At 72.3% G+C, this 5,729-nt stretch carries 4 protein-coding genes; all 4 read right to left on the reverse strand.

The window, feature by feature from the left end; all coding sequences use genetic code 11:
- Positions 1–6: 6 nt before the first annotated feature.
- Genes ispH through RWE79_RS01610 form a run of 4 tightly spaced genes read right to left on the reverse strand, consistent with a single transcriptional unit; the run spans position 7 to position 5,645 of the window.
- Positions 7–1,041, reverse strand: coding sequence for a 4-hydroxy-3-methylbut-2-enyl diphosphate reductase (ispH, locus tag RWE79_RS01595; protein ID WP_475938183.1), 1,035 nt, complete (start codon positions 1,039–1,041; stop codon positions 7–9).
- Positions 1,038–4,751, reverse strand: coding sequence for an ABC transporter ATP-binding protein (locus tag RWE79_RS01600; RefSeq protein WP_475938184.1), 3,714 nt, complete (start codon positions 4,749–4,751; stop codon positions 1,038–1,040). The genes ispH and RWE79_RS01600 overlap by 4 nt, the downstream gene beginning before the upstream one ends.
- A 43-nt stretch (positions 4,752–4,794) precedes the next feature.
- Positions 4,795–5,406 (reverse strand): 4'-phosphopantetheinyl transferase family protein, encoded by a 612-nt coding sequence (locus RWE79_RS01605; protein ID WP_475938185.1) that lies wholly within the window; start codon positions 5,404–5,406, stop codon positions 4,795–4,797.
- 29 nt (positions 5,407–5,435) lie between these two features.
- Complete coding sequence (locus RWE79_RS01610) at positions 5,436–5,645, reverse strand: MbtH family protein (protein ID WP_475938186.1); 210 nt, start codon at positions 5,643–5,645, stop codon at positions 5,436–5,438.
- Positions 5,646–5,729: the final 84 nt, after the last annotated feature.

Below are 5,729 nucleotides of genomic sequence, written 5' to 3' on the forward strand. Positions count from 1 at the left end.
TTCTGGTCACAGGGCTTCATCGGCCAGTGGGGTGCGCGGTACGCGATCCGTGCCCGGGGCGGCGAGCCGGGCGGGCATGGAGAAGACGACGTCCTCGGGGGTTCCCTCGTCCACCTCGACATCGGTGTGGCCGAGGGAGGCCAGCCGGTCGACGAGTTGGCGGACGAGGACTTCCGGGGCGCTGGCGCCGGAGCTGATGCCGATACGCGACACCGAGGTGAGCCAGGACTCGTCCAGGTGACCGGCGTCCGGTACCAGGTGTGCGGCGGCGCCGTGCTCCCGGGCGACCTCCACCATGCGGGTGGAGTTGCTGGAGTTGCGCGAGCCGACCACGAGGACGAGGTCGTTGCTCCGGGCCAGCGCCTTGACGGCGTTCTGACGGTTCTGGCTGGCATAGCAGATGTCGCTGCCGGCCGGGCCGACGATGTCGGTGAACCTGCGGCGCAGCGCCTCGACGACCCGCTCGGTCTCGTCGAACGACAGGGTGGTCTGGGTGAGGAACGCCACCGGCGCGTCGGCCGGAAGGTCGAGCTGCTCGACGTCCTTCTCGGTCTCGACGACGAGGGTGCGTTCGGGGGCCTCGCCGCGTACGCCCTCGACCTCCTCATGGTCGGCGTGGCCGACCAGCAGGATGGTCCGTTCCTCGCGGGCGTGGCGCAGAGCCGCCTGGTGCACCTTGGCGACCAGCGGGCAGGTCGCGTCGATCACGTCGAGCCGGCGGTGCGCCGCTCCCGTCCGTACCGCCGGGGACACTCCGTGGGCGGAGAAGATGCAGACCGCGCCCTCGGGCACCTCCTCCTCACTGTCCACGAAGCGCGCTCCGCGCTTTTCCAGTTCGGCGACGATGTGGTGGTTGTGCACGATCTCCTTGCGGACGTACACCGGCGCGCCGTGGAGGTCGAGGGCCCGCTCCACGATGCCGATGGCGCGGCGTACGCCGGCGCAGAAGCCGCGCGGCTGGGCCAGGGCGATGCGCTTGGCCGGCGCGTCGGGAGCACCGTCGGCGGCTACTCCTGGGATCGGCGGGCTGGTGGTGCTCATGGCGCGCTCCGTTCGTGGGAGAGGGAGAGGATGCGGGATGCGGGGGCCGCGGGCGGGTGTCCTTGGGACGCGCGCCAGAGTCCGGCGTACTTCCCGTCCAGGGCGAGCAGTTCTTCGTGCGTGCCGTCCTCCAGGACCCGTCCCTGGTCGATGACGACGATCCGGTCGGCGCGGGAGGCGACGGACAGACGGTGGGCGACGACGAGAGTCGTACGGCCGGCGGTGAGCCGCTCGGTGGCCCGGTTGACCAGCGCCTCGGTGGCCAGGTCCAGGGCGGCGGTGGCCTCGTCGAGCAGGAGGACGTCCGGTCGGACGAGTTCGGCCCGGGCCAGTGAGATCAGCTGCCGCTGTCCGGCTGAGAGGTTGCGTCCGCCTTCGCCGACGGGGTGGTCGTAGCCGCCGTCGAGTGCGGTGATCGCGTCGTGGGCACCGACCCGCCGCGCCGTCTCGATCACCTCGGCCCCGGTCGCGTCCGGCCGTCCGTAGGCGATCGCCTCGCGGACGGTGCCGGCGAACAGGTACGGGTCCTGCGGTACGACGCCGAGCCGCTGCCGGAAGGAAGTGAGGTCCAGTTCGCGCAGGTCGGTGCCGTCGATACGGACGGCACCGTCCGTCGGGTCGTAGAACCGGGCGACGAGCTTGATCAGCGTCGACTTGCCGGCCCCCGTCTCGCCGACGAACGCGACCGTCTGTCCCTGCCGGATGCGCAGCCGTACTCCCGTCAGCGCAGCCCCGCCGGTGCGGTAGTGGAAGTGCACGTCGTCGAAGACGATGTCGCCACGCAGGGACCGTACGGGCAGCGACCCGGCGGTGGCGGGCGTGGAACTGGGCACCCGCAGCAGGTCCCGGATGCGCAGCAGGGACACGCGGGCCTGCTGGTAGCCGTCGAAGAGCTGGGAGAGCTGCTGGACGGGGACGAAGAACAGGTCGAGGTAGAGGAGGTACGCGACGAGAGTGCCTACCGTCATCGTGCCGGCGCCGACCCGGGCCGCGCCGGCCCACAGGATCACGGCGGTGGCGAAGGTGGCGAGGAGCTGGATGAACGGGAAGTACACGGCCATCAGGAACTGTCCGCGGACGCGGACGCGCCGGTAGTCGTCGCTGTGCCGGGCGAAGCGGCGCACGACGGACTCCTCACGGCGGAACGCCTGGGTGGTCCGCATCCCCGCGGCGCCCTCCTGGAGCGCGCTGTTGACGAGGGCCATCCGCTCCCGTGCCTCGGTGTAGGACCGCGCCGACTGTCTGCGGAACAGCGCCGTGGCGAGGACCACCACCGGCACGATCGCCAGGACGACGAGCATCATCCCCGCGTCGGCGACGCAGAGGGCCACGAGGACGCCCACCAGGGTCAGCGCGCTGACCAGCACACTGACCAGACCGGTCTGGAGGAACGAGGACAGCGCGTCGACGTCGGTCGTCATCCGCGTCATGGTGCGGCCCGCCGCCTCGTTCTCGAAGTGGTCGAGCCCGAGTCTGTGCAGGTGCGCGAAGACGCGCACGCGCAGCGCGTACAACAGCCGTTCCCCGGTGCGGCCGGTGACCCTGATGGCAGCCCGCTGGACGATGTACTGCGTCACGACCAGGGCGAGGCACACAAGAGAGGCCGTCCACACGGCGTCGAGGGCGAGGCGGCGTGTTCCGCCGTCGATCCCGTTCCGCATGACGAAGGGCAGGGCCAGGCCGGCGAGCGCGTCGGCGACGACCAACGCCAGTCCGAGGACGAGCGGCAGGCGGAACCCGCGCAGCAGGTGGCGCAGGCCGAACGGGCGCCCGGCCGTGCCCGTCAGATCCCGTGCGGCCGCGTCCTCATCGACAGCGGGCAGGTCGGTGGCCGGTGGGAGGGCCGCGATCCGGGCCCGCATGCGGGCGGCAGACGCGGACTGCGGGGCGGGCGCGGACCGTTGGGCCGGAACGGCGGCCCGCTTCGTTCCGGTGGGGCCGGAGACGGGGGCGCAGGGCTGCGCCGTACCGTCGGCGGGGTGGTCCTGGACGACGGTGCGGTAGTGGGCGCAGCGTGCCCGGAGTTCGTTGTGGGTGCCGATGTCGACGATGCGGCCGCGGTCGAGGACAGCGATGCGGTCGGCGAGGGCCAGGGTCGACCTGCGGCGGGCGACGAGGAGTGTGGTGCATCGCTCGACACGGTCGCGCAGCGCGTCGTGGATGTCCCGCTCGACCTGGGCATCGACGGCGGAGGTGGCGTCGTCGAGGACGAGGATGCGGGGCGCGGTGACGACGGCCCTGGCGAGTGCGAGGCGCTGCCGCTGTCCTCCGGAGAGGGCGCCACCGCCTTCCCCGACCTCGGTGTCGTAGCCGTCCGGGAGTGCCGAGACGAAGTCGTGGGCCCGGGCCGTGCGGGCGGCGGTCTGGATCTCCGCCTCCGTCGCGTCGGGTCTGCCGTAGCCGATGTTGTCGCGCACGGTGCCGGTGAAGAGCACCGTTTCCTCGGGCACGGTGGCCACGGCGCCCCGCAGGGAGTCGAATTCGAGGTCGCGTACGTCGGTGCCGCCGATGCGGACCGCTCCGGCCGAGACGTCGTGGAACCGCGACAGCAGCTGGGCGAGCGTGGACTTGCCCGCTCCGGGGGCGCCGACGACGGCGACCGTCTCGCCGGGGGCGATGCGCAGGGACACATCGGTCAGTACCGGCCGTCCCGTCCCGTAGGCGAAGGTGACCCGGTCGAACTCGACGTCGAAGGGCACCTGGTGGGGCAGGCGTGCGGAGCCCTCCGTCAGCACGGGCCGGGTGTCGATCATTTCGAGCACCCGCTCGATGCCCGCCCCGGCCTGTTGGCCCACGGTGAGCAGTGCGGCCAAAACCTTGATCGGGCCGACGAGTTGGGCCAGATAGGCCGAGAAGGCGACGAAGGTACCGAGGGTCATCTGGCCGCGGACGGCCAGCCAGCCGCCGAGGGCCAGCACCCCTACCTGCCCGAGGGAGGGCACGGCCTGGAGGGCGGGGGCGTAGCGCGCGTTGAGCCGTACGGCCCGCATCCGGCCTGCGAACAGCCGCCGGGCGGCCGCCGTCAGTCTGGCCATCTCCTGGCGTTCCTGACCGAAGCCCTTGACGACGCGGATGCCCGCGGTGGAGCTCGCGACGACGCCGGCGACGGCGGCCGCCTCGTTCTGGGCGTACCACGTCGCGGGGTAGAGCCAGGTGCGGCTGCGCCGCCCGATGAACCACAGCGCCGGTACCAGTACGAGCGCGACGAGCGCGAGCAGGGGGGACAGCACGGCCATCAGGGCCAGGGAGACCAGGAGCATGCCGGCGCCGGCGATCGCCGTGGGAACGGTCGAGACGAGGCCGAAGACCATGTTGAGGTCGCCGGATGCGCGGCCGAGCAACTGCCCGGTGTTCAGCTCCTCCTGGCGGACGCCGTCCAGCGCCGACAGTGAGCGCAGGAGATCGACGCGCAGCTCGTGCTGGACGTCGGCGGCGAGCCGGCCGGCGTACAGGCGCCTGAGGAAGGCGGCGAGATATCCGGCCGCGGCGGCGGCCAGGAGCAGTCCCGTCCACAGCGCGGCCGAGCGGGTGTGGCGGATGACGACGTCGTCGACGATCACCTTCGTCGCGATGGGGACGAGCGCGCTCACCGCCGTCCCCGCGCCCGCGGCGAGGACCGACACCAGCACGCTGCGGCGGTGGCGCAGGCAGCGACGGGTCAGCCGCCGGGCCCAGGAGCCCTGGTGCGTACGGTCGTGCTTGGTGGTCATCCCGGGTCTCCTCTCGTGGTGTTGGGTGGGTGAGGTGATGCGGTCAGCGCTCGCACCGCCGCAGGTCTATCCGGATGTCGGCGCCGTCGAGGCAGGCGACCGCCAGAACGTGGGGCCCGCGCCCGGTCGGGAGTACCGCGCAGGCGGTTCCCGTCCCGTCCGGCAGCGGGTTGAGCGCGGGCAGCGTGCCGGGGCCGCCGGGCCGGGGGTGCGGCGGCCAGTGCGCGGGGGCCGGCAGGCGCTGGGTGAGGCCGCCGTCGGCCAGTCCGTGACCGCGGGCCTTGCCGACCGCTTCCTTTTGGGTCCAGAGCCAGTAGAACGCCCGGACCCGTTCCGGGTGTGGCAGCCGGGTCAGCCAGTCGGCGTCCGCGGGGGCGAGCCAGCGCCGCGCCATCCGCAGCGCCGGGAGCGGCCGTACCGTCTCGACGTCCACCCCCACCGGTGCGTGGGTGCTGAGCGCCACCGCCCGCGCTCCCCGGCTGTGGCTCACGCTCACGTGGAGTCCCGCGGCCGGGCCGGTCAGCCGGGGCCGGCCCCCGGCTTCGTAGTCCATCCCGATCCTGTGCGGCGGGCTGCCGGACAGCTCCGCGGCGGCGCGCAGCAAGGTGGCGTGGGCGGCGCGCCGTTCGCCCGAGGCGACGGGGCCCCAGAGCACCGTGACGACGTGGGGGCCGGTCCTGGCGGTCAGGCCGCCATCTCGCGGACGAGGCTCTTGGGCCGCATGTCGGTCCAGTTGGCCTCGATGTAGTCGAGGCAGGACTGGCGGTCGTTCTCGGGGTACGCGACGTCCCAGCCGGCCGGCACCTCGGCGAAGTCGGGCCACAGGGAGTGCTGCCCCTCGTCGTTGACCAGCACGACGTAACGGCCCTCGGCGTTCTCGAACGGGTTTGTCATTTCTTTCACCTTTCCTTTTTGCATTTCTACTGAGCTATTTCTACCCAACCGGCGCAAGGGTCGGCAACCTTTTTCGAAAAGATT

This window comes from Streptomyces sp. RLA131 (assembly GCF_056270125.1).